20 protein-coding genes and 2 pseudogenes are annotated in these 17,951 nt (G+C 62.0%); 13 read left to right on the forward strand and 9 right to left on the reverse strand.

The genetic code is table 11. The features are described 5' to 3' along the window. Positions 1–3 precede the first annotated feature (3 nt). From B4F07_RS04640 to crtY, 3 genes are all read right to left on the reverse strand, one after another. Positions 4–585 carry a TIGR00730 family Rossman fold protein gene (locus B4F07_RS04640; protein WP_293702439.1) on the reverse strand — a complete coding sequence of 194 codons (582 nt, stop codon included), beginning with the start codon at positions 583–585 and terminating at the stop codon, positions 4–6. Between the two features lie 121 nt (positions 586–706). Then, a complete protein-coding gene (locus tag B4F07_RS04645; protein WP_293702442.1) occupies positions 707–2,191 on the reverse strand; it encodes a phytoene desaturase in 1,485 nt (494 codons plus the stop codon). Then, positions 2,188–3,345, reverse strand: coding sequence for a lycopene beta-cyclase CrtY (crtY, locus tag B4F07_RS04650; protein ID WP_293702444.1), 1,158 nt, complete (start codon positions 3,343–3,345; stop codon positions 2,188–2,190). The genes B4F07_RS04645 and crtY overlap by 4 nt, the downstream gene beginning before the upstream one ends. A 100-nt stretch (positions 3,346–3,445) precedes the next feature. Here crtY and B4F07_RS04655 point away from each other — a divergent pair, with 100 nt between their 5' ends. From B4F07_RS04655 to B4F07_RS04705, 11 genes and pseudogenes are all read left to right on the forward strand, one after another. After that, a complete protein-coding gene (locus B4F07_RS04655) occupies positions 3,446–4,195 on the forward strand; it encodes a ParA family protein (RefSeq protein WP_293702447.1) in 750 nt (249 codons plus the stop codon). 35 nt (positions 4,196–4,230) lie between these two features. Beyond that, positions 4,231–4,953 carry a sterol desaturase family protein gene (locus tag B4F07_RS04660; protein ID WP_293702830.1) on the forward strand — a complete coding sequence of 241 codons (723 nt, stop codon included), beginning with the start codon at positions 4,231–4,233 and terminating at the stop codon, positions 4,951–4,953. Beyond that, positions 4,898–5,308 (forward strand): DUF2141 domain-containing protein, encoded by a 411-nt coding sequence (locus tag B4F07_RS04665; protein WP_293702450.1) that lies wholly within the window; start codon positions 4,898–4,900, stop codon positions 5,306–5,308. The genes B4F07_RS04660 and B4F07_RS04665 overlap by 56 nt, the downstream gene beginning before the upstream one ends. Positions 5,309–5,341: 33 nt before the next feature. Next, positions 5,342–7,072 carry an apolipoprotein N-acyltransferase gene (gene lnt / locus B4F07_RS04670; RefSeq protein ID WP_293702453.1) on the forward strand — a complete coding sequence of 577 codons (1,731 nt, stop codon included), beginning with the start codon at positions 5,342–5,344 and terminating at the stop codon, positions 7,070–7,072. A gap of 51 nt (positions 7,073–7,123) precedes the next feature. After that, the gene (metK, locus tag B4F07_RS04675; protein WP_293702455.1) at positions 7,124–8,347 is read left to right on the forward strand and encodes a methionine adenosyltransferase; all 1,224 of its coding nucleotides are present in this window, start codon (positions 7,124–7,126) and stop codon (positions 8,345–8,347) included. A gap of 106 nt (positions 8,348–8,453) precedes the next feature. After that, on the forward strand, positions 8,454–9,509 hold the full coding sequence (locus B4F07_RS04680) for a hypothetical protein (RefSeq protein WP_293702457.1): 1,056 nt from the start codon (positions 8,454–8,456) through the stop codon (positions 9,507–9,509). 41 nt (positions 9,510–9,550) lie between these two features. Continuing rightward, complete coding sequence (gene trmB, locus B4F07_RS04685) at positions 9,551–10,264, forward strand: tRNA (guanine(46)-N(7))-methyltransferase TrmB (protein ID WP_293702460.1); 714 nt, start codon at positions 9,551–9,553, stop codon at positions 10,262–10,264. A gap of 45 nt (positions 10,265–10,309) precedes the next feature. After that, positions 10,310–11,404 carry a tyrosine-type recombinase/integrase gene (locus B4F07_RS04690; RefSeq protein WP_293702462.1) on the forward strand — a complete coding sequence of 365 codons (1,095 nt, stop codon included), beginning with the start codon at positions 10,310–10,312 and terminating at the stop codon, positions 11,402–11,404. A 47-nt stretch (positions 11,405–11,451) separates the two neighbouring features. Beyond that, positions 11,452–11,619: a hypothetical protein gene (locus B4F07_RS04695; RefSeq protein WP_293702464.1), complete on the forward strand. Its 168-nt coding sequence runs from the start codon at positions 11,452–11,454 to the stop codon at positions 11,617–11,619. A 191-nt stretch (positions 11,620–11,810) separates the two neighbouring features. Further along, the gene (locus B4F07_RS04700; protein WP_293646756.1) at positions 11,811–12,455 is read left to right on the forward strand and encodes a GntR family transcriptional regulator; all 645 of its coding nucleotides are present in this window, start codon (positions 11,811–11,813) and stop codon (positions 12,453–12,455) included. 94 nt (positions 12,456–12,549) lie between these two features. Beyond that, positions 12,550–12,720, forward strand: a pseudogene (locus B4F07_RS04705) (transposase); the annotation flags it as partial. Between the two features lie 60 nt (positions 12,721–12,780). Here B4F07_RS04705 and B4F07_RS17405 read toward each other — a convergent pair. The 5 genes and pseudogenes from B4F07_RS17405 to B4F07_RS04730 all read right to left on the reverse strand — a co-directional run. Continuing rightward, positions 12,781–13,266, reverse strand: a pseudogene (locus tag B4F07_RS17405) (FAD-binding oxidoreductase); the annotation flags it as partial. Continuing rightward, entirely contained in the window at positions 13,263–13,835 is a 573-nt protein-coding gene (locus B4F07_RS04715) for a hypothetical protein (RefSeq protein WP_052182497.1), read from the reverse strand. The gene B4F07_RS04715 and the pseudogene B4F07_RS17405, both read right to left, overlap by 4 nt. A gap of 55 nt (positions 13,836–13,890) precedes the next feature. Beyond that, positions 13,891–14,190, reverse strand: a complete 300-nt coding sequence (locus B4F07_RS04720) for a UbiX family flavin prenyltransferase (RefSeq protein WP_293646754.1) — start codon at positions 14,188–14,190, stop codon at positions 13,891–13,893. A 228-nt stretch (positions 14,191–14,418) separates the two neighbouring features. Further along, positions 14,419–14,646: a hypothetical protein gene (locus B4F07_RS04725; RefSeq protein ID WP_293646752.1), complete on the reverse strand. Its 228-nt coding sequence runs from the start codon at positions 14,644–14,646 to the stop codon at positions 14,419–14,421. Then, positions 14,643–14,912, reverse strand: coding sequence for a MarR family winged helix-turn-helix transcriptional regulator (locus B4F07_RS04730; RefSeq protein WP_058539116.1), 270 nt, complete (start codon positions 14,910–14,912; stop codon positions 14,643–14,645). The genes B4F07_RS04725 and B4F07_RS04730 overlap by 4 nt, the downstream gene beginning before the upstream one ends. A 158-nt stretch (positions 14,913–15,070) precedes the next feature. On the opposite strand from B4F07_RS04730, the gene B4F07_RS04735 reads away from it, so the two are divergent. Further along, positions 15,071–15,862, forward strand: coding sequence for an alpha/beta fold hydrolase (locus B4F07_RS04735; protein WP_293647197.1), 792 nt, complete (start codon positions 15,071–15,073; stop codon positions 15,860–15,862). Then, positions 15,859–16,272 carry a hotdog fold thioesterase gene (locus tag B4F07_RS04740; RefSeq protein ID WP_037557619.1) on the forward strand — a complete coding sequence of 138 codons (414 nt, stop codon included), beginning with the start codon at positions 15,859–15,861 and terminating at the stop codon, positions 16,270–16,272. The genes B4F07_RS04735 and B4F07_RS04740 overlap by 4 nt, the downstream gene beginning before the upstream one ends. A 389-nt stretch (positions 16,273–16,661) precedes the next feature. Here B4F07_RS04740 and B4F07_RS04745 read toward each other — a convergent pair whose 3' ends face one another. Then, on the reverse strand, positions 16,662–17,900 hold the full coding sequence (locus tag B4F07_RS04745; protein WP_293702467.1) for a serine hydrolase domain-containing protein: 1,239 nt from the start codon (positions 17,898–17,900) through the stop codon (positions 16,662–16,664). Between the last annotated feature and the right edge of the window lie 51 nt (positions 17,901–17,951).

The following is a 17,951-nucleotide window of genomic DNA, read 5'->3' on the forward strand; positions in this document are numbered from 1 at the left end:
CCATTACAGATCGTCGGCCTTCATCGCGAAGATCGGCGCATGGGGTTCATAGGTCGCCATCTTCTCGAGAAGATCGTCGAGCCCGGCGTCGACGATCATGATCCCGGCATGCGCGGGGCGGATGAAGCCGACGTCGATCATATTCTGGTTGAATGCGATCAAGTCGTTGTAAAATCCCGCGGCGTTGAGCAGCCCGACCGGCTTGTTGTGATAACCCAGCTGCGCCCAGCTGATCGCTTCCCACAATTCGTCCATCGTGCCGACGCCGCCGGGGATAGTGAGAAAACCGTCGGAGAGGTCGGTAAACATCTTCTTACGTTCGTGCATGCCCGAAACGACGTGCAATTCGGTGCAGCCGCGGTGCGCAACTTCGGTGCCGACGAGCGCGTCGGGGATTACCCCGATGACTTCGCCGCCTGCCTCAAGCGCGCTGTCGGCCACCGCGCCCATCAGCCCAAGGCGGCCACCGCCATAAACGACGCCAATGCCGCGCTCAGCCAGCGTGCGGCCAACATGGCGCGCGGTTTCGATATAGATCGGATCGGCAGGGGTGGCGGACCCGCAATAGACGGCAAGACGTTTCATTGCTCTGAGGCTTTCACAAATTTCCGTTCGGGCTGAGCTTGTCGAAGCCCTGCCCTTTCCTTCCTCGCCTTTGAAGGAAGAACGACCCTTCGACAAGCTCAGGGCGAACGGTGTTTGGCATTCAGGTAGCGTCTTCCAGCATCAGTTTTGCAGTCGCCTTCGCGCTCCCCACCACCCCAGGAATCCCCGCTCCCGGATGCGTCCCGGCGCCGACGAAATAAAGGTTCGAAATCACATCGTCGCGGTTGTGCGCGCGGAACCATGCGCTTTGCCACAGCACCGGCTCCAGGCTGAAGGCGCTGCCCAGATGCGCCGACAGGTCGCGACCGAAATCGGCGGGGGTGTAGTGGAAGCTGGTCGCGAGATTGGCTTTCAGCCCCGGCAGCACCCGCGCCTCGACCTCGTCCAGGATCGCATCGGCAAACTGCTGGCCGAACGCGCCGTCCCAGTCGACCTTCGCCTTGCCCAGATGCGCGACCGGGGCGAGCACGTAAAAAGTCGAATAGCCGTCGGGCGCCATCGCCTTGTCGGTCGCGGTCGGGTGGTGGAGATAGAGCGAGAAATCGTCCGGCACGACGCCGTTCTTGTAGATGTCGTCGAGCAGCCCCTTGTAGCGCGGCCCGAACAAGATGCTGTGATGGGCGATGTCGGGATATTCGCCCTTCACCCCGAAATGGACGACGAAAAGCGACGGCGACCAGCGCTTGCGCGCCAGCGATTTGGCCGCTTTTTTGCCGCGCGGATGGTCAGACAGCAGCGCAGCATAATTGTGCATCATGTCACCGTTCGATGCGATCATGTCCGCCTCACGGCGCCAGCCGCTCGCGGTCTGCACCGCGGTCGCGCGGTCGCCCTGCGTCTCGATCTTGGTCACCGGGTCGGCGAGACGGATTGTCCCGCCCAGCCGATCGAACAGCGCCACCATGCCCGCGACCAGCTTGTTCGTGCCGCCGCGCGCGAACCACACCCCGCCCTCTTTCTCGATCGTGTGGATCAGCGCATAGATGGAACTGGTGTTCATCGGGTTGCCGCCGACGAGCAGCGTGTGGAACGACAGCGCCTGGCGCAGCCGCTCGTCCTGCACATAGGAGGAGACGATCGAATAGACGCTGCGCCACGCCTGATATTTCATCAGCGCTGGCGCCGCCTTGATCATGGAGGCGAAGTCAAGGAATGCCGCCGAGCCGAGCTTGACATAGCCCTCCTCATACACCCCCTTCGAATAGGTCAGGAATTTCTCATACCCCGCGACGTCGGCAGGATTGAGCTTCGCGATTTCGGCGTTCAGCGCCGCTTCGTCGTTCGAATAATCGAAATTGGTGCCGTCGGGCCAGTTCAGGCGGTAAAAGGGCATCACGGGATCGAGCGTCACGTCGGCGGCCATATCCTGCCCGCTAAGCGCCCATAGTTCCTGCAGGCACGGCGGATCGGTGATCACCGTCGGCCCGGCGTCGAAGGTGAACCCCTGCCGCTGCCAGTGGTAACCGCGCCCCCCGGCCTTGTCGCGTGCCTCGACGATCGTCGTCACCACTCCGGCCGATTGCAGCCGGATGGCAAGCGCGAGGCCGCCGAAGCCAGCGCCGATAACAAGTGCGGTGCGAGTCATTTCCAGTCCAGTTTTGAAAGTGCCGCAAGCGCGCGGCGTACAGATACGGGCGGCTTGCCCGACAGGATGCGCAATTTGTCGGCGGTATTCGACCGTCCCGCATAAAAGCGCGCAATCAGGCCGGGCGCGAGGCCGTAAAAGCGCTGAAAAATGCGGTATCGCTCATCCGGTTCGGCGGCGCGAAACAGCATCGCGCCGAGCATCCGATAGAAACGCTGGCGGCGCCATGACCCCGCGGCGCGGCTGCGCAGCCGAGCGCCCAGATCGCCGCGGTCGAGCAACGCGGGCAGCGCCGCCGCGGTGCGCACGGCATCGGGCAGCGAATAGCCGGTCAGGGCGTGGAACACCCCAGCGCGCACGCCGATGCGCGCGGTGCGGTCGATCGCGGGCCACAGACGGTCAAACGCGCCCGCGACGACGACGGGGAGCACGCCGGTTTCCTCGCGCGTCACCGCGGTGACATTCCACTGCCGCCGCGCCGCATAGATCGCGATCCGGTCGCGCACCGCTGCGACATCTAGATCGGGTGTGTCGCTGTAGTAAGTGTCCTCGACAAAGACCGTCTGAGCATCGAAGGGAAGCAGGTACACGAAGCGATAGCCGTCGAGCTGTTCGACCGTGGCATCCATCACCAACGGCCGCTCGATGCCATGCCCACCCTCGACGGTCAGCGCCTGCCCGACGAATTTCTGCCAGCCGCAATCGAGCATCGACGTTTTGCCGGTACCGCGCGCGTCGATGACATGCTTTGCCGTCAATCGCCCGCCGCGCGACAAAAGCACATGGTCGGGCGCGAAATGCCTGGCTTTATCGGCGATGATTCGGCCCGGCGGCAGTGCCGCAGCCACCGCTTCGGCCAGCGCTTCGCCGGTGATGCTCTTATACCCCATCCTCACCCGGCGCTCGCGGTCAGGGAAAGCGACGTCATAGCTGTCCCAGTGATAGCGGACGAGCGGCGCGACGAGCCAGCGGTCGCGCTTGGCGATGTCGCTGTCGAAAAACGACCAGATATGATTGCCACCGATCGCATCGGGTTCGATCAGCCGCACGTCGAGCGCAGGACGCTTGGCCGTGAGCGCCAGCGCGGCGAGCCCGCCCGCCAGCCCGCCGCCGACGATGGCAATGTCGCAATAATCAGGTTCGGACGCGGTCATGCGACCGCCCTAGCGGCGCTAACGACGAAGCGCAAAGCCGTTCGCCGTGCCGGTCGCTCCTTGCTTGACTTGCCGGGAGAAACGACCGAATCCGGGCGGCATGAGCAAAACGGCGCATGTCATCGCGATTTACAGCCTGAAAGGTGGGGTCGGAAAAACCAGCCTGGCGGTGAATCTGGCCGCCGAGGCGGCGCTGCAAGCGGGCGGGCGCACGCTGCTTTGGGATCTGGATGGGCAGGCGGCGTCGAGCTTCATTCTGGGTCACGACGGGCCAGGCAAACGCACCGCCGAACAGGTGTTCGACCGCGACGTCGCACCGTCCAAGCTTGTCACCGGAACGGCGATCGCTGGACTTGACCTGCTGCCCGCCGATACATCACTGCGCGGCCTCGATGCCCTGTTCCTCGACGCCGGCAAGAAAAAGCGCCTTGCGCGGCTGCTTGCCGACGTCGGCACCGATTACGATCGCATCATCCTCGACTGCCCGCCGGGGCTGACCGAAACCAGCGAGCAGATGATGCGCGCGGCCGACCTCATCGTCGTGCCGGTGATCCCTTCGCCGCTGTCGCGCCGCGCGCTCGACGAAGTGATCGCGCATCTGCGTCCGGCCAAAAAGGACAGCGCCCCCTTGCTGCCCGTCTATGCCATGGTCAATGCGCGGCGGGGACTTCACCGCGCCGCGCTGGCCGCCGAAGCCGCTTGGCCGGTGCTGCCGATGGCGAGCATCGTCGAACAGATGGCGGCGCGCCGCAAGCCGCTCGCCGCCTATGCCCGCTCCAGCAAGGCGGGCAAAGCCTATGCCGCGCTGTGGCAGCGAGTCGCCGGACTGCTCGACGCGAAACGCGGGTGACAGCGGCCGTCGCCCTGCTCTGGTCTGCGCTGGCGATGACGCTGATCGTCGGGGTCCGTTATCTGCTCAGCAGCGGCGGTTTTGCGCTGGCGACGCGGATCAAGCATCCCGGTCTCTATCGCGGACTCGAACCCCAGATGCGGCGCGAGATCGGCTGGAGCCTTGCCAGCGCCGCGATTTACGGGATTCCCGCGGGGGTGGTCGCGTGGGGGTGGCAGGAGCACGGCTGGACGCGCATCTACATCGACGTCGATGCCTGGCCGCTCTGGTATCTGCCGGTCAGCCTGTTTGCCTATCTGCTCGCGCATGACACATGGTTTTACTGGACGCACCGCTGGATGCACCGGCCGCGGCCGTTCCGGATTGCGCATGCGGTGCATCACGCCAGCCGCCCGCCGACGGCGTGGGCGGCGATGAGTTTTCATCCGGTCGAGGCGCTGACCGGCGCGGTCGTCATTCCGGCGCTCGTGTTCCTGATCCCGATCCATGTCGGCGTGCTGGGGCTGGTGCTGACGATCATGACGCTCATGGGGGTCGGCAATCATATGGGCTGGGAAATGTTCCCACGCGCGCTTGTTCATGGACCAGTCGGGCGGTGGCTGATAACCGCAACGCATCACGAGCAGCATCATGCCGCTTACCGGGGGAATTATGGCCTGTATTTCCGTTTCTGGGACAAGATTTGTGGCACCGATATCGGGCTTGGCAGCTTTGCTGCTGCTCACCGCCGCAGCGAGCGCGCCGCCGCCGACGGTTGATGTCAGCGTTACCGGATTGCGCAGCACCAAGGGACAGATACTTGTCTGCCTGACCGCCAATCCCAAGGCTTTCCCCGATTGCAGCGAGGACAAGGCGTCGGTGCGCCTGGCGGTGAAGGCCGCCAATGCGGGTCACTTCAAGGTCGCCGCGCCCGCCGAAGGCACCTATGCAGTCGCCGTCGTCCACGACGAAAACAGCAACAACAAGATGGATATGGCGCTTTTCATGCCCAAGGAGGGCTTTGGCTTTTCGCGCAATCCCGCGATCGGCATGGGTGCGCCCAAGTTCAAATCGGCGAGCTTTGCGGTCACCGGTGAGACGCACCAGGCGATCAAGATGAAATATATGCTCTAGTGAGCATCGCGGCGCCCGGCTAAAGCAGCGCGCGTGACCGCGCCATCCCCCCGCATCGCCGCTTTTGCCGACCGCTGGCCCAAGCTGATTGCCCTGACATTGGGCGCCGTTTCGGCGACGGGATTTGCGCCGTTGAATTTGTGGCCGCTGACGCTGCTGGCTTTTGCGGGCTGGATGGCGCTCGTGGCGCGCAGTCCCAACGGTTGGCGGACGTTCGGGATCGGCTGGGCGTTTGGGGTCGGGCATTTCATCGTCGGGCTGAACTGGATCGCGACGGCCTTCACCTATCAGGCGGCGATGCCCGCGTGGCTGGGGTGGATCGCGGTGGTGTTGCTCGCACTGTATCTGGCGGTGTATCCGGCGCTGGCGGCTTGGGGGGCCTGGCTCTTCATTCCTCCCCGGAACGGGGAGGTGGCAGCGCAAAGCGCTGACGGAGGGGGGGGGCATCCTGCAGCCGCCATCGCGGAAGGCGGCGAACCCCCTCCACCGCCTTCGGCGGTCCCCCTCCCCGTTCCGGGGAGGATTTCGCTGTCATTCATCCTCGCCTTTGCCGCACTGTGGACGCTTACCGAATGGCTGCGCAGCTGGGTTTTCACCGGCTTTGCGTGGAACCCGCTCTCAGCCGTGTTGCTTCAAGATTTCGTCGCACCCTCACTAATTCGATGGATTGGCACATACGGGGCATCGGGCCTCCTACTTTTACAGGTCGGAATCCTGATTTGGCTGTGGGGGTATTATCAACGGTCAGACCGTTCGAATTTGGCCGAACGGCCAGTCGCCCGGTTCTTCATTTGGTGGTTTACAGGAGCGATGCTCTATGTCCCAATATCCATTCTGGACGAGGAAAGCCGGAGCAGAGATTATCTTTCCACGAGGGCCATCCCCATCACCGTCGTTCAGCCCAATGTCGGACAGCAAGACAAATGGGTCGGGGTCAAGGCCGACGCCAATTTCGCCAAACTCGCGCGGTTGACCGCGCCGAAGGGTGACACGCCGCGGCTGATCCTGTGGCCCGAGGCGGCGGTACCCGATTATCTCGAATGGGGCTATCCGGCGGTCTATTACGACCGCTCGCCCGCCGCGGCGCGCGCGCGGTTGACCGCGCTGATGAACCCCGGCGACCTGATGCTGCTCGGCGCGCTCAAGCTCGAACTCGACAAGACGGGCGACGTCGTCGGTGCGCGCAATGCGGTGATGACCGTCCATGCCGACGGCACCCTCGGCGCGCGGTACGACAAGGCGCATCTGGTGCCTTATGGCGAATATCTGCCGATGCGCCCAATCCTGTCGGCAATCGGCCTGTCGCGCCTCGCGCCGGGCGACATCGATTTCTGGCCCGGCCCCGGCGCCCGCACGCTCGACCTGGGCGCCTTCGGCCGCGCGGGACTGCAAATCTGTTACGAGATCATCTTTTCGGGGCAGGTCGTCGACCGCGCCCACCGCCCCGATTTCATCTTCAACCCGTCGAACGACGCGTGGTTCGGAGCATGGGGTCCGCCGCAGCATCTGGCGCAGGCGCGGCTGCGCGCGATCGAAGAAGGCCTGCCCATCGTGCGCGCGACGCCGACCGGCATCAGCGCGGTGATCGATGCCGACGGCCGCATCCGCGAATCGCTGCCGATGCACGCCGCTGGACGGATCGACACCGTCATCCCCGCCGCCCACGCCCCGACGCTGTTCGCGCGTTACGGCAACATGCTGCCGGTCGGATTTGCGCTGCTGCTGCTCGCCGCGGCCATTGCCTTTCGTCGCCGCGGACGCTAACAGCAGCGCCACATAAAGCTTCCTTTATATCCGATTCACAGAAGGCCTCCCATGCGCAACAGCTTCCTCTTCACCTCCGAAAGCGTGTCCGAAGGACACCCCGACAAGGTTGCCGACCAGATCAGCGATTCGATCGTCGACCTGTTCCTGTCGAAGGATCCCGAAGCGCGCGTCGCCTGCGAAACGCTGACCACGACCCAGCTCGTCGTGTTGGCGGGCGAGATTCGCGGCAAGGGGATCATGGATGAAGACGGCAATTGGGCGCCGGGTGTCCCCGAAGAAGTCGAGGCCGCGGTGCGCGCAACGGTGCGCGAGATCGGTTACGAACAGTCGGGTTTCCACTGGCAGACGTTTCGCTTTGAAAACAACCTGCACCCGCAGTCGGCGCATATCGCGCAAGGCGTCGATGCCGGCGAGAACAAGGACGAGGGCGCCGGTGACCAAGGCATCATGTTCGGTTACGCATCGGACGAAACCCCCGACTTGATGCCCGCGACGCTGGATTACAGCCACAAGATCCTCGAGCGCATGGCCGCCGACCGCAAAGCCGGGACCGCGCCGTTCCTAGAGCCCGACGCCAAGAGCCAAGTCACGCTGCGTTACGCCAACGAACGCCCGGTCGAAGCAACCGCGATCGTCGTGTCGACCCAGCATGCGCCGGGCTATTTCTGGCACAATGGCGACGGTGACGAAGCAAAATATACCGAGCTGCGCAAGTACGTCCTCGGCGTGATCGCCGACGTGCTCCCCGCCGAGCTGCTCACCGCGAACACCGTCTATCATATCAACCCCACCGGCTGTTTCGAGATCGGCGGCCCCGACGGCGACGCGGGCCTCACCGGCCGCAAGATCATCGTCGACACCTATGGCGGCGCGGCCCCGCACGGCGGCGGCGCGTTCAGCGGCAAGGATCCGACGAAGGTCGACCGTTCGGCGGCCTATATCACCCGCTATCTTGCGAAGAATATCGTCGCCGCGGGTCTCGCGCGCCGCTGCACGATCCAGCTCAGCTATGCGATCGGCGTTGCCGAGCCGCTGTCGATCTACGTCGACCTGCACGGCACCGGCACGGTCGAGGAAAGCCGCATCGAAGCGGCGATCCCGCAGCTCGTGCGCCTGACGCCCAAGGGCATCCGCACCCACCTCGGCCTCAACAAGCCGATCTACAAGCAGACCGCGGCTTATGGGCATTTCGGCCGCACCGCGACCGGCGATGCCTTCCCGTGGGAACGCACCGACCTGACCGACAAGCTGAAGGCCGCGCTCATCGCTTGACCGGCTTGCCATTGCCGCTCCGATCATACAGTTTCGGCGATCAGGCTGCGGGAGTAACGGGATGGCAAGGTGTTGGGTGAACGCGTGTTTTCTTGCAGCAGCATTAATGCTGATCGCTGGCCCTGTGGCCGCGCAAGAACCGCTCAAGGTCAAGCCGGGTAAGGTTTGGAAACACCAGCATAGCGGCATATCGGTGCCCGCGACGCTGGCTGGCAATGTCCGGACGAGTGCGACCAGCTTTGCCGCGGATGATCTGGATGTCGGCCTGCAGTTTGACACCCCGGGCTCGGCGGAAGCGGTTTCGGTCTATATCTACCGCAACACCAATGGCGCGGTCTCGGTGTGGTTCGCCCAGGCGCAATGGGCGATCGAGAATCGCGCCATTTACGGCGATCCGAACATTGTCGGCGCTCCCTCGGCCTTCACGCCGCCCGGGCAGACGACGGCATCAGGGCTCAGCGCGATTTATGCCGCCAACGGGCGCTCGCAGTATAAGAGCACCGGTGTAATGCTGCTGCCCATCGGCAATTGGTATGTGAAAATTCGGGCGTCGTCGCAAACGCGGTCACCCGCCGACCTCGCGAGGTGGATGGACGCAGCGCTGGCGGAGATCGAGTGGCCACGGAACATTGCACCTGCCGAGGCAGCTTCGCCTGCTGTGCCGTGCGCCAAACCCCTCCAGTTCCAAGGAAAATCGGCAGATGCGAGCGGCAGCGACCTGACGGCCGAGGCCTTGGGTGTTGCACTGATGTCCGCCGCTGCCGGTGACGATTCGATCAAGAAAGAACCACCTAAAACGCCTATCGGACAATGGTGCCGCGACAGGCAGCTAGAAGGCAATATCGCCGTCTATCGACCCGGCGGTTCGGAGACGAGCTATTTGCTCGCTTATGGCGACAACGGCAACGGGATACGGGTCGGCCCCTCGCCAATGAAGCTCGCGATGGACGAGATTGCGAGCAAGAACGGAACCAAAGCCTCTTTGCGCTATAATGTCACGCTCCATACGGCGACGCAGGACATCAATTTCTTGTTGCAGGACCGATTGCCCTCGCCTGAGCGTGTGGTCGAAATACTCAACGCCAACAACCGCGCCAGTACGGTGGGCACGTGGGGAAAGAATCGCCAGGTCCAGATCAACAGTGGCGAAAAACTGAAATAGCGCACTTTCACCGGCGGCCCGGCCGCGCTAACGCGCGCCGCATGACTGCGCACAAAACCGGCGATCCGACGACGATCAACCGCCTTTACGGCCGTTCCAAGGGCAAGCCGCTGCGTGCCGGACAGCAGGATTTGATCGACACGCTGTTGCCGCAGATTGCGGTGCCGGATGTTGGCGAAGTTTCCGCGCAGCGTGTGTTCGGATCCGAAATTCCGTTGCATTTTGAAATCGGTTTTGGTGGCGGCGAGCATATGGCGGCGCGCGCCGACATGCTGCCCGACCATGGCTTTATCGGCGCCGAACCGTTCATCAACGGGGTCGCGCAGGCGCTGGTCCATGTTGCCGGCGATCATGGCGCGAAACTGCCGCTGGGCAATGTTCGCATCCACCACGGCGACGCTTTGGAAGTGTTACAGCGCGTTCCCGACGGCGCGCTCAGCTTTGCCTATCTGCTCCACCCCGACCCCTGGCCCAAGGCGCGCCATGCGAAACGGCGGATGATGAACGACGGCCCGCTCGACCTGATCGCGGCCAAACTGAAGCCCGGCGGCGAATTCCGTTTCGGCACCGATCACCCGATCTATCTGCAACATGCGCTAATGGTCATGCGCCGCCACCGCCACCAGTTCGAATGGCTGGCCAGCGACGCGCAGGATTTCCAGAACCGCCCGGGCGGCTGGCCAGAAACGCGTTACGAAGCCAAGGCGCGCCGACTGGGGCACGAAGTCTGGTATTTTCGCTGGAGGCGTATATAGGAGTGCTATAGGGTTGAAAAGGCTAGTTTTTTATAGCCACTCCCTATGCTATCTTTTCCCCAATTACGCGGCAATTTCCGCCACGGTGATTGCCGGGTGATTGCTGGAAACGCCGTATTGGGAGACCAATTTATGGCAAGCGGAAAGATCACAAAACGGTCGGTCGATGCTCTCATTTCGAGCGGGCAACATGACATTCTTTGGGATGATAGCATAAAGGGTTTTGGCGCAAAGCGAACCAAAGCTGGCGCCGTGTCTTACGTGTTGCAATTCCGAATGGGCGGTCGCGAATCTAAGACGCGTCGCTACACGATAGGCAGCCATGGCTCGCCATGGACGCCAGCCACCGCCAGAGCCGAAGCGGAGCGACTGGCTATTCTGATCGCCCAGGGAATCGATCCAGGCGAAGCAGAGCGGCAACGACGGCGAGAGTCGGTCGATCTAGCCTTCGATAATTACTCTGATCGCTTCGCTGAGGCCTGCGTTGGAGAAGGCTGGAGGCGCCTCGTCAAGCGCAGCCTCGAGCTGCATGTAAAGCCGGTCTTGGGATCAAAGCCCCTTCCCAATCTTACGCGAATCGACATCGTTGCCGTCTTCGACCGCATGCCGCGCGCGCAGATCGCAAATATCCGTAACGTCTTCGCTGTTTTGCGCCGCCTTTTGCGCTGGGCCGTCAGCCGGGGAGATATCGATCGGAGTCCGATGGAAGGCATGGAAACCCCGCCCCCGGTCAAACCTCGCGATCGCTGGCTTTCAGACGAGGAGCTTGGCCGCATCTGGATGGCGGCGCCAAACACGCATTCCTGTTTCGGACCCATCATCCGCCTTCTGATCGTCACCGGTCAGCGACGAGAGGAGGTTTCGTCGCTGCGTTGGGAGGAACTCAACCGTAAAGATCTCCTATGGACCCTGCCCGGCGAACGGGCAAAGAATGGCGAGCCCAACCGAATTCCGCTCAACGAACTTGCAGTTGCGATCCTCGACGAGGTTGCCGGGTCGGCTATCTGGCCGCGTAGCGGCAGGATGTTCACGACCTCCAGGGGCGGAAGGTTCACCGGATATAGCAAAGGCAAGATCAAGCTCGACCTGCTTATCAAGACGGCCGCGAACCGTTACCGGACTGGCGACTGCATGACTTGAGACGAACTCTTGCAACCGGGTTTCAACGGCTAGGCGTTCGATTTGAAGTGACCGAAGCTGTGCTCAATCACGTCGGAGGTTCCCGCGCGGGCGTCGCCGGTATCTACCAGCGCCACGACTGGAAGGACGAGAAGCGCGAAGCAATGAAGAGTTGGAACGATCATCTGGCGGCGATCATTCGTTTGGCGAATATGGCGCGTGATCGCGCATGGTAAGCGCTTATAAAAAGACTTGCTGTCCACGATCGATTGCGCCGAACAAAATATGCAGAGTGAATCTGTCGATTTCCGTTGCGAACAGCTCTTGCAGCCGGATCCGTTCGCCAACGACTGACTCTTGCGTTCTTGCTGAATCAAGGGGGATATTCGCGGCGTGCGTAGCAGCGCCAAAGTTGGAGACAATTCGAGTGAACAAGAAGGATGAAATTTACGATCTTCTCGTTAGCCGAATGGTTGGCGCGCAATATAATTTTGGCCAGCGGCTGTCGGTCAAGGATCTTGTGAGCGATACCGGAGCGAGCCGCCAGCCGATCATGGCCGCGCTCAACCGTTTGAGTTCGGAAGGATTTGTTCGCATAATTCCGCAGGTCGGTTGCGAGGTGATAAATCCAAGCTATGACCAGATCGCAGATTTCTATATCATGTTTGAAAGGCTCGAGGGACTGCTGACGGAACTGGCGGCAGCGCGTCGGACCGATTCGCAAACGCGCGATTTGCGCGCGCTGCAAGCACGTATTCTCACGATCGACTTTGACGAGCCGCGCAGCGCGGTAATTTATTGCGAACTCAACCGTGCCTTCCATCAGCTCATCCACGATATGGCTCAGTCGCCCTTTCTCGACGCGCGGCAGAACAGCAATTTTGACATGTCTGATTTCTTCATCAACCAAGCCGGTGGTTTCAATCATTTCATGGCCGATACCGCACGTGAACATGATGAAATCATTGAGGCGATCGCTTCCAAATCTCCTGCCCGCGCGCGCGGGCTGGCAGAATCACACATCGGTGTCCGCCGTCAGGGCCAATGGCACAGATTTGAGGTTGTGGTTTAAGGAGGATTTGGGCTTCGTCGTAGTGACGAAGGAACGAAGATGAAGCCCAAATCCTCCTTAAAAAAAATCGCCGCCCAAGGCTCCCGCGGAGCGGGTGGTGAAGGACATCCGGCGTGCGACACGTCGGCACTTCTCGGCCGAAGACAAGATCCGGATCGTGCTGGAAGGCTTGCGCGGCGAGGACAGCATTGCCGAGCTGTGCCGCAAGGAAGGGATCGCCCAGAGCCTGTATTACACCTGGTCGAAGGAGTTCATGGAGGCCGGCAACTTCCATCCCGCATTGCATAATGAAGTGATCGCCATAGGGCGTGTAGCCGGCGCCATGCTCGCGCGCGTTCCCCATGACGCCGCCCCAGGCGGGCGCTGCCGGATCGATCCACAATTTGCTGCCGATCCGCTGCAGGTGGCGATAAAGCTGCATGTAGGAAACGCCCGGCTCGACCAGCGCATATCCATATTTTTCGTTGACTTCGATGATCCGGTTCATCCGTTTCAGATCGAGGACAAGATATCCGGATTTGCGGGGTGCCGGCCCGCCATATGCGAAGTTCCGTCCAGTCCCGATGGTCCAGATCGGCAATCGGAAGCTGTTGGCGATGGCAAGGATCCGCTGCACCTGTTCGACGCTTTCCGGAGCGACGGCGGCAGAAGGAAGCAGAGTGCCATCGGCAAGCGGCGAATACGCGTCGCGGTAAGTCGACAGCGGAAGCTCGTCGACGAAAACCCAGGTTTTGCCGACGACGCCTGCGAGTTCATCGAGGGCCCGTGAAAAGTCGGCCGCCGCAATTCCCTCGGGCAGCGGCGGCCTCACCGCGTTTCTCCGGCAAGCCGAAAGGCCCAGGTCACAAGTAGGCCGGGGCTATTCGAGGCGAGTGCACATTCCCCCGAAATGCACGCGGCCCGGCGCGGTGATGATTTGTGGCCGTCCAGCTCATCGCGAACTTTCTGCGCAACGACGGCGGGCCAAGTATATTGCGGGAGCGCGCCCAAGCCGGGGGCGGCGCCGATGCGGTGTGTCCAGCGGCCCGCCTCATAGGAATGTTCCCATCGAAGCAAAGGCTCCGCTCCACTCTCGATGAGCAACTGGGCCGCAATCATTGCAGCGGGGTCGGAGGTCAGGCCTGCAATCACCTGCGCGCCGCGGGGCCAGTCGCCAAGCAACTCATCCAGCCCGCTTCCGACATCCAGCGCGAGAGACTTTTTCGAAGACGATATGAGGGACGCGGCAAAACGCTCGCTTTCCTCAACCCTTGGCTGGCTGACGACGAGAACGGCCTCTTCGTCCGCCGCACTTCCTGACCGGAAGCGGGAGGCTCCAACCAGACCCGCGCAAAAAACCCCGGCGCCCAATAGCTCCCGGCGCATCAGCACTGCCGCCATCAAATTGTCCTTTCCGATTTATCCGCCTGCGCCAGAGGCATCACTTCTGCGCCCTTCAGTCCGGTCCATCGGCGATCGGCGGCCCGATGGATGCCGAACTGGTCGAGGACCCGATTTCGTCGATCGACGATGGCCGAGCGTAGAACGCCGGGACGGGTGGGAAAATTATCGCCCCCATTTCGGTACAGGCTGCCATGTTTCGAAGATGGGCAAGGTTCAGGGGCGTCTCTCGCACCATGAGCGTTAATGGACGACGCTCCTTGAGCATGACGTCGGCAGCTCGGGTGATCAGATTGTCGGAGAGCCCATTGGCGATCGCCGCAAGGGTGCGCATGGAGCAGGGCGCGACAATCATGCCGTCACAGAGAAACGATCCGCTCGCGATACTGGCGCCGACATTCCGTATGTTATGAACCACGTCCCTGCCGCCATATTCGCAATCCGTTAGTCGTCAGTGCTGGCGATTTGGTGCAGAGGGGGCAGAACGGCGGCGGTGCGCCGCCGCAAACGCGAGCGGCGCCAATTGGGGAAATCGGCTTGCTGACGATGAATGGCGTCGGCTATTTCAAATCTTTCAATGCTTCTATCGAGGAGGCATGTCTTCCGATCCGCTTTCGAGATTGCCTGACATTTTCGTCAGCAATGCGCGGACCGCGCGTATTTCACTCGGTGAAATCATATGGAGCAGCCGCGCGTAGATCATGTCGGCTTCGGCGCGCAGCTGGGGCAGGATTTCGATCGCTCGGGGTAAGAGATGAAGCTCCCAGACGCGCCGGTCGCCCTTGGCAGCGCGCCGTTCCGCGAGCGTCATTCTTTCCAGCTGGTCGACAACATGGCCAACGCTGGCACGCTCCAGTTCGAGCATTTGGCGAGATCGGTCTGGGTAATGCCCGGGGTCCGATAAATATAGACGAGCGCGCGCCACTGGGTTCGGGTCAATCCGAAGCGCGCCATTGAGGCGTCGAACAAGCGGCGAAGTTTGCGTGGCACTTCTTCGATGACAAAGACAAACTCGTCTGAGTCCGTCAGAAGACTTTTCCCGAGAGAAGCATCGCTGGTGCTGCGAAAGTCGACCATCGGCTGAAACTGTAAAGCCACTATCGGCATATGAACATGCTTTACTGTAAGATATGATACAGTATGATGCCTGAATGTATGATCGGACGATCACGCTTGCGGGAAAAGCGGGCCATGCAATCGCGGCGTCGATCGATGGACCGGAACTGGGCTTTCCGGTGATTTTGGCGCACGGCGGCGGCCAGACCCGCCGGGCGTGGAAGTCGGTGACCCGTCAACTCGCGAGCCACGGTTTTCGGACGATCGCCGTCGATATGCGCGGGCACGGCGAGAGCGCTTGGGCCAGTGATGGGGCTTATGACATTTCCGATTTCGCGGCCGATCTCGTTGAGATCGCTGCGGCGATGCGAAGAAAGCCGGCGATGATCGGCGCATCGCTTGGGGGGCTGGCTGGGATCATTGCGGAGGGAAACCGCGCACCGGGGAGTTTTGGATCGCTTACCTTGGTCGACGTCACGCCGCAGATGGAACCGAGCGGCGTTGCCCGCGTGGTCGGTTTCATGGCGGCCCATGCGCGCGAAGGGTTTGCGTCGGTGGAGGAGGCCGCTGAGGTCATTTCCGACTATCTGCCCCATCGGCCTAGCCGGAAGGCCTCGCCTGGGCTCGCCCACTATCTGCGCCGCAAGGACGATGGGCGCTTCTATTGGCATTGGGACCCGACCTTCATCGAAGGAGTTACGCGGCAAGGCGGTGTCTCAAGCGACAATGGCCGCAGCGAACTGAGCGCCGCCGCTGCCAGTTTAGCCTTGCCTGTGCATCTGATCCGCGGTGGGTCGAGCGACCTAGTTTCGCTGGAAGCCGTCAAGCATTTCCGAAGATTGGTCCCGCATATGGCATATAGCGACATCGCGAATGCGACCCATATGGTGGTGGGCGACGAGAATGACGCGTTTGGCAAGTCAATTGTGGAGTTTTTGCTCAGCACCCATGAAATGGAGATGAAGTCATGAACGCCCCACGGGTCGCCCCTGGGCTTGAGGAACTGGGGGAGCTGCTGTTGCTTGCGCCTTTCCACCGCTGGCTCGGGCTCAGGATCGCCGAGGTCGGCACCGACGAGTTGGTGATCTCAATGCCCTGGCGAGACGAAATAATCTCAAATCCGACGGTCGGCGCAGCGCATGGTGGCATTTTATCGGCGCTGATCGATCTTACCGGCCTTTACACGGTCATTGCCATGGGAGGGTCTGCGCGGGCTACGGCAAACTTGCACGTCGATTTTCACCGACCGGCCTTGCCAGGGCTGATGCGGGCGATCGGCAGGCCGGTCAAACTGGGTCGGCAGATAAGCATAGCCGGGACGCGGATTGTGTCTGCAGACGGAACCTTGATAGCGAGTGGTAGAGGTGCTTACGTCGCCTGACCATCGCGCAAGAGTCGTGGCACTTCTCGCAGCCATCGTGCTGGTGCGGTCCTGCCTCGGCGACCTTTTGATCATCGCTGATCGGCTGCGGCGAGTTATCGAGCGGAACTAAGTCTTAGGGCATAGTTGCGGCACCGCGTTTGGCGCTGTCATGCGTCGCGCCGAACGCTCGAGCAAGATGCGCAGGGCGAGATGGTCCGCCTTCGGTTCTACTTGCTCTACTCGCGTTCGTATTGAACCGCTCCATGATCGAGAAAGCGGTCCTTCATGCCCTTCGAAAGCCGGCTGTCAGCACAACCACGCGGTGTCCAGCCCCCTCCGTTGAGCCAGACCGCTACCTCACGGCGCGGCCTGGCCCAGGCACCATAGGCGAAGTTTTGCCGATCAGGTCAGGGCGCCGGAGTGCGGTTCGCAATCGCATCCTCGATCAGATCCTGCATGACCTGCTCGAGCTCGACGCCCTTGCGGTCGCCTCCGCTCGATATTTCGGTCGCGATCAGGGCATAATAGCCGGTCTCGCGATCGATCCAGCCGGTCCAGCCATAGGCGCCGGGCGAAGAGTTGATCTTCGACGTCGCGCACGCCGAGGGCGTGTCGCATTCGACGAAGGAGCCGAGCGCATATTCCCAGTTCACTGTGCTCGCCGGAACGAAAACACGCGGCAGTCCGATCGTGCGCGGCTGCGTGAAGGCCGTCATGTTGGTGATGAAGCTGCCGCCGAGGAACGCGCGCAGCAGTTTCGCATAGTCGCGCGGCGTGGAGAAGGCGCCGCCGGCCACCCACGGATTGGTTGGGACGGTCGCGGGGGGGTGGGGATCGTACCACGTGGTGCTTGACGTCCCGAGCGGGATGGTGACGTGCTGCGCAAACAGTTCGTGGAAGTTCCGCTCGCGTGCTGGCGACGTTCCTGGTTCTATGCTTGTATCCTTGGCCTCCAAATACGCCCCTGCGACCTGAATGCCGTGAGGACCGTAGCTATATTGAGCACCAGGCGCATTGCCCGGGCGCAGGATGTCGTAGCGCAGGTCGTGGATGCTCTTGGCGCAGTTATAGAGACCAAAAGTCGGGAGAAGCTGGCAGCCGCCGACGAGCGGGCTCGCATTAAAGCCCGATGTCATCGACAGCGTATGCTTGAGTTTGACATCCTTCTTCGTTCCGCTCGTCGTCCAGAAGGCGAGTGGTGGCCGCATCGGATCGTCGAGCGTGGCAATGCCCGCCTGCACCATGCGCATGCCGAGCGCGCCAGCAAACCATTTGGAAGCCGAGGCGAGCGGTGTCACCCGGTCGATGCCAAAACTGCCCTTGTCGAATTCGAAAAGATAAGTGGGATCGGACGCGTTCCCGACAATGAAATAGCCACTAGCGACTTCGGTGTCAGCGACGATCGCGGCCTTCAGCGCTGTCCAGTCATAGGTGTAACCGCCGACGGTCGTTGTGAGGCTTGCGGTCGCGAGCGCCGACGCAGCGGATGCCGTCGCCTTGGCGGCGGACGGCGCGGGTGGCAGTTGGACCATCGGACGCGTTTCGCCGCCGTCGCTGCTCCCGAAGCCACTTTGCGCCGCAAAAACCGCTACGCCGACCAATGCGGCGCCGGCGGCAAGCCATATCGATTTCCGTCGTCCAGACATTTTATCTCTCCCAGCTTCGTTGCACGTTTCGAAACGGTGGGCCTGTTTGGC

This window comes from Sphingopyxis sp. UBA6723, from assembly GCF_002454115.1.
In the GTDB taxonomy this organism is placed as follows: Bacteria; Pseudomonadota; Alphaproteobacteria; order Sphingomonadales; family Sphingomonadaceae; genus Sphingopyxis.

What these genes read in the sequence shown, in the direction of transcription:
- B4F07_RS04640 (WP_293702439.1), bottom strand. Translation starts at nt 585, where the DNA reads ATGAAACGTCTTGCCGTCTATTGCGGGTCCGCCACCCCTGCCGATCCG.
- B4F07_RS04645 (WP_293702442.1), bottom strand. Translation starts at nt 2,191, where the DNA reads ATGACTCGCACCGCACTTGTTATCGGCGCTGGCTTCGGCGGCCTCGCG.
- crtY (WP_293702444.1), bottom strand. Translation starts at nt 3,345, where the DNA reads ATGACCGCGTCCGAACCTGATTATTGCGACATTGCCATCGTCGGCGGC.
- B4F07_RS04655 (WP_293702447.1), top strand. Translation starts at nt 3,446, where the DNA reads ATGAGCAAAACGGCGCATGTCATCGCGATTTACAGCCTGAAAGGTGGG.
- B4F07_RS04660 (WP_293702830.1), top strand. Translation starts at nt 4,231, where the DNA reads ATGACGCTGATCGTCGGGGTCCGTTATCTGCTCAGCAGCGGCGGTTTT.
- metK (WP_293702455.1), top strand. Translation starts at nt 7,124, where the DNA reads ATGCGCAACAGCTTCCTCTTCACCTCCGAAAGCGTGTCCGAAGGACAC.
- B4F07_RS04680 (WP_293702457.1), top strand. Translation starts at nt 8,454, where the DNA reads ATGCTGATCGCTGGCCCTGTGGCCGCGCAAGAACCGCTCAAGGTCAAG.
- trmB (WP_293702460.1), top strand. Translation starts at nt 9,551, where the DNA reads ATGACTGCGCACAAAACCGGCGATCCGACGACGATCAACCGCCTTTAC.
- B4F07_RS04690 (WP_293702462.1), top strand. Translation starts at nt 10,310, where the DNA reads ATGCTATCTTTTCCCCAATTACGCGGCAATTTCCGCCACGGTGATTGC.
- B4F07_RS04715 (WP_052182497.1), bottom strand. Translation starts at nt 13,835, where the DNA reads ATGGCGGCAGTGCTGATGCGCCGGGAGCTATTGGGCGCCGGGGTTTTT.
- B4F07_RS04720 (WP_293646754.1), bottom strand. Translation starts at nt 14,190, where the DNA reads ATGATTGTCGCGCCCTGCTCCATGCGCACCCTTGCGGCGATCGCCAAT.
- B4F07_RS04725 (WP_293646752.1), bottom strand. Translation starts at nt 14,646, where the DNA reads ATGACGCTCGCGGAACGGCGCGCTGCCAAGGGCGACCGGCGCGTCTGG.
- B4F07_RS04730 (WP_058539116.1), bottom strand. Translation starts at nt 14,912, where the DNA reads ATGGTCGACTTTCGCAGCACCAGCGATGCTTCTCTCGGGAAAAGTCTT.
- B4F07_RS04740 (WP_037557619.1), top strand. Translation starts at nt 15,859, where the DNA reads ATGAACGCCCCACGGGTCGCCCCTGGGCTTGAGGAACTGGGGGAGCTG.
- B4F07_RS04745 (WP_293702467.1), bottom strand. Translation starts at nt 17,900, where the DNA reads ATGTCTGGACGACGGAAATCGATATGGCTTGCCGCCGGCGCCGCATTG.